Annotated in this window: 3 protein-coding genes; all 3 read left to right on the plus strand. The window is 61.7% G+C overall.

What is annotated here, in order from left to right; all coding sequences use genetic code 11:
- Positions 1 to 181: 181 nt before the first annotated feature.
- Positions 182 to 1,852: a diguanylate cyclase GcbA gene (gcbA, locus tag ACXRVY_RS17475; protein WP_223462773.1), complete on the plus strand. Its 1,671-nt coding sequence runs from the start codon at positions 182 to 184 to the stop codon at positions 1,850 to 1,852.
- Positions 1,853 to 2,807: 955 nt separating this feature from the next.
- Positions 2,808 to 3,851 carry a methyl-accepting chemotaxis protein gene (locus tag ACXRVY_RS17480; RefSeq protein WP_457266120.1) on the plus strand — a complete coding sequence of 348 codons (1,044 nt, stop codon included), beginning with the start codon at positions 2,808 to 2,810 and terminating at the stop codon, positions 3,849 to 3,851.
- 186 nt (positions 3,852 to 4,037) lie between these two features.
- On the plus strand, positions 4,038 to 4,804 hold a 767-nt coding region (locus ACXRVY_RS17485), incomplete at its 3' end, for a protein-disulfide reductase DsbD domain-containing protein (RefSeq protein ID WP_458237852.1).

Consider the following 4,804-nt stretch of genomic DNA (forward strand, 5'->3'; position numbering starts at 1 on the left):
GATTCACGGCACTTCGCCTGCGCACACGGCGACTAAACAGCCCAGAGTCAGACCGATCGGTCACAAATTGAATGAAGCCACATTGCAGATTATTGACGTACAGCACTCATGTAATGGAAAAGTGGTGCTAGCATAGAGCCACCAGTCGACCTCAGCGTGCACCCTAACTAGTAGTCAGGATATGACCGAGCCAGAAGACCCCAGCCGCGAGCGCCTCAAGCACCATTTTGCCCAGCGGGTAATTCATCAGGCTCGTCAGATTCTTGAGATATGGCAGCGCCTGCAACGCAGTGAGTGGTCCACCGCCGACCTTTCGGAATTGAGCGAGGCCAATCTGCGCCTGCTGCGTTTCGCCGAGCGTTTCGAACAACCGGAACACACGCAATTGGCACGCCACATCGGTCAGTCCCTGGAGGCGGTCGACGCCAATCGCGGACGCCTGAGCAGCGGCCTGATCACCGACCTCAATCGCTTGATGCAGCGCCTGTCACGTACCGGCCTGCGCCACGGCGACCAACTCGATCAGACCTTCCTGCCACCGCTGCGCAAGCCCGTCTATGTGATGCTGCAGGATCACGGCCGCGCCGAGCGCCTGGCCAAACAACTGGAATTCTTCGGGCTCAGCGCCCAGTCCCTGGACAGCGTAGACACGTTTCGCTCATCGATGGTCGAGCGCTTGCCGGCGGCGATGGTCATGGACGTGGATTTCAGCGGCCCCGGCGTCGGCCTGAAACTGGCCGCCGAAGCCCAGGAAGGCCTGGACCACCGCTTGCCGCTGCTGTTCTTCAGCCTGCACGAAACCGACACCCCGACCCGACTCGCCGCCGTGCGCGCCGGTGGCCAGGAGTTTCTCACCGGCACCCTCGAAGCGTCGAGCCTGCTGGAGAAGATCGAAGTCCTGACCTGCGTTGCCCAGTACGAACCATATAAAGTGCTGATCATCGACGACTCCCGCGCCCAGGCCCTGCACACCGAGCGCCTGCTCAACAGTGCAGGAATCGTCACCCGGACGTTGATCGAGCCGATCCAGGCCATGGCCGAACTGGCGGATTTCCAGCCGGACCTGATCATCCTCGACATGTACATGCCAGCCTGCACCGGCACGGAACTGGCCAAGGTGATCCGCCATAACGACCGTTACGTCAGTGTGCCGATCATTTACCTGTCGGCAGAAGACGACCTGGACAAACAGCTCGACGCCATGAGCGAAGGCGGCGATGACTTCCTGACCAAACCGATCAAGCCCCGGCACCTGATCACCACCGTGCGTAATCGCGCGGCACGGGCACGCAACCTCAAGGCACGAATGGTCCGCGACAGTCTCACCGGCCTGTACAACCACACGCATATCCTGCAATTGCTCGAAGACTGCTCGTTCCGCGCCCGCCGCGAAAGCAAGCCGCTGAGCTTTGCCATGCTCGACATCGATCACTTCAAACGGGTCAACGACAGCCACGGCCACCCCATGGGCGACCGGGTGATCAAGAGCCTGGCGCTGTTTCTCAAGCAACGCCTGCGCAAAAGCGACTTCATCGGCCGCTACGGTGGCGAAGAGTTCGCCATCGTTATGCCGGACACCGATATCGAAGCGGCCTACAACGTGCTCGATGAAATCCGCCAGCGTTTTGCCGAGATTCACTACCCCGCTCAACCCGAGGATCTGTGGTGCACCTTCAGCGCCGGAGTGGTTGAGCTTTGCGAAAGCTCCGACAGCCTGATAATGGCCAGCCAGGCTGACGAAGCGCTGTATCACGCCAAACACGGCGGACGCAATCGCGTACAGGCCGCACGCACATCAAAGCAAAGTGCCACTTTTTTATCGGAATCGACCGATACGGTCATAACCCTGTAACAGAAACGCAATAACTTCAGGCACTTACCATTTCTGTCGTTGGTAGTCCGTAATGCGCCTGAAGCTGCTGACCAATCTCAATACCCTCCTTCTGGTGGCCGTGTGCGTGGCCCTCGGCGCTACGCTGTGGTGGTCGCAAAAAGCCCTTGAGCGTCCGTATCTATTAATGGAGCGCTACCTGGGCTTGTCGCAGCAATTTCAGAATGAAGTGGCCCGCAGCGTCGAGGACTACCTTGGCAGCGGCGATGCACTGCGCCTGAGCAGTGCCGCCCAAGGCATCGACAGCCTGCAAAAAGAACTCGGCGAATTGCCACCGGCCTTGGCCGAGACGTTGCGCCCCAGCCTGTCGACCCTTGAAGAATTCAGCAAAACCGACCTGCTGGCCGCCGGCAAACTGGCCGGCGATCCGCAGGCCTTGCTGCTGCAGGCCGAGCGCGAACTGGGTGCCAGTCTCGATCAGCTCAGCCAGTACGCCAGCGGCAACGCAGCCTACCTGACGCCGCTGCTTACCGCGTCGCAGCACTTGGGCAAATTGTCGCTGGCCCGGGACAAACTGGTCAGCAGCGGCCGCAGTGAACTGGCCGTCGATGTTGAGCGCGAAGTCGCCAACATCCGTACCCAGGCCGAAAAACTGGACGCCCTGCCCTTGCTGGGCGTGACTACCAGCAACGAGTCGAACACCGATGATTTCGCCTCGATGATGGGCCTTGAGAACAAGGAAAAAACCGTCGCCGAAGATGCTGGCGTCGGCCTCAAGCGCGAACTGAACAGCCTGCTCACCCGCTACCCGGCCGAGCTCACGCGCACTCGCGATCAAATCCAGAAACGCGCCGACCTCAGCGCCGCGACTCACGTGAAAATCGCCGACGTGCAACAGGCCATTGCCGGGCTGGAACCGGTGGTGCGCGCCCAGCACGGGCAGATCCAGGGCGAAGTGCGGCTGATGCAAGGTGTGATGATCGGTTTGATTCTGTTGATCGCGCTGCTGATCGACACCCTGCAGCGCAAACTGGCCCGGACCCTGACCAACCTCGCCCCAGCCCTGTCGACCTGGGCCGAAGGCGACTTCAGCCGCGACATTCAACTGGGCAACACCAACCGCGAATTGCATGACATTGAAGCCTCGCTCAACCGCTTGCGCGCCTATCTGGTGGATCTGGTGGGGACCATTCGTCGCAAYGCCGAACAGGTGGCCGGTAGCAGCCGCACCCTGGCCGACCTGAGCAACGACCTGCACAGCGGCGCCGAGCATCAGGCCGGCGACACAGCACTGATCCGCGACTCCCTCAGCGAACTGGAGGCGACCATTCAACAAGTCGCCGGCGATGCCAGCCAGGCCGCCGACGCCAGCCGCCACGCCGGCCTGGCCGTGGAGCATGGACAGAAAGTCATCGGCCTGAGCCTCACCGGCCTGCATGCGTTGGTGGATGAAGTGCAAGGCAATGCACAAATGATCGAACACCTGGCCGAAGAATCGGCCACCATCGGCGGCGTGTTGACGGTGATCCGCTCGATTGCCGACCAGACCAACCTGCTGGCCTTGAACGCCGCCATCGAGGCGGCCCGGGCCGGGGAAATGGGCCGAGGCTTTGCCGTGGTGGCCGAAGAGGTGCGCTCACTGGCGCAACGTACCGCCGGGGCCACGGCAGAAATCCAGGCGCTGATCGCAGGGCTGCAAACCGCCGCACGGCAATCGGTGGATGGCATGCGCGCCCAGGTCGAACACGCCGAAGCCACGGCCAACCAGGCCCAGGCCGCCGATGGCGCGCTGGATAAAATCGTCGGGGCGATCCAGACCATTTCCGACACGGCGATACGCATCGCCGATGTCACCGCCCAGCAGAGCGGTGCTGTCAGTGAGATCCGTGACCACAGCGAGCGAATTCACCAGTTGGGTGGGGATAACTTGCTGCGCATTGGCGAAGGACGTGAGCAAGGAGAGAATTTGCTGGTGCTGGGTGGGCGACTGCATACCGCCGTTCAAGCCTTTCGCGTCTGACAGACCGCCATCGTGAGCAAGCTCACTCCCACATTTGATTTGTGCACGACGCAAATCCCCTGTGGGAGCGAGCTTGGTCCGGGCGGCGTTCCGACGATGGCGTCAGAACAAACACCTCAGACTCCCCTCCTGCATACCACGCCGCCGTCCGCTATCATCCCCCCAATTCCGATACGCGAGATTGTCATGCGCCGTTTGCTTTGCCTGCTGTTTTTAGTGTTCGCCCTGCCGGCCAGCGCCACTGGCTTGCTGGAGAACCGACCCAGTTCGACCCTGGGCTCGATCAACAACAGCGCCGACTTCCTGCCGGTGCGCGAAGCGTTCCAGCTGAGTCTGGTGGACAGCACGCCGCAATCGATCAAGCTACGGTTCGTCGCCACCGAAGGTTWTTACCTCTACCGACACCGCTTTCAATTTCGCGCCGATCCGGCCGACGTCGTCCTCGGCGCGGCGAAACTGCCCGACGGCCAGAAAAAGCATGATCAATACTTCGGCGACGTCGAGGTCTACCACGGCATTCTCGACGTCGAGCTACCGCGCACCGATCAACGCGCCTTCACCCTGGCCGTGACCTATCAGGGTTGCGCCGACAAAGGCCTGTGCTATCCGCCGGAAACCGAGCGCCTGAGCATCGACGGCAGCGGCGCTCCGGCGACGGTTTATCCATGGAGCTGGCGCGAACTGGCATTGTTTTTCCTGGCCGGCCTGGGCCTGACGTTCACGCCATGCGTGCTGCCCATGCTGCCGATCCTGTCCGGCGTGGTGCTACGCGGCCAGGTCGGTGGCTGGCGCGGTTTCAATCTTTCATTGGCCTATGTGCTGCCGATGGCCGCCTGCTTTGCCCTGCTCGGTGCGCTGATGGGCCTGTTCGGTGCCCAGCTAAATCTGCAGGCGCGGCTGCAATCGGCCTGGGTGCTGGTGCCGTTCGCGATGTTCTTTGCGCTGTTCGCGTT

Source organism: Pseudomonas sp. P5_A2_2 (assembly GCF_054177685.1).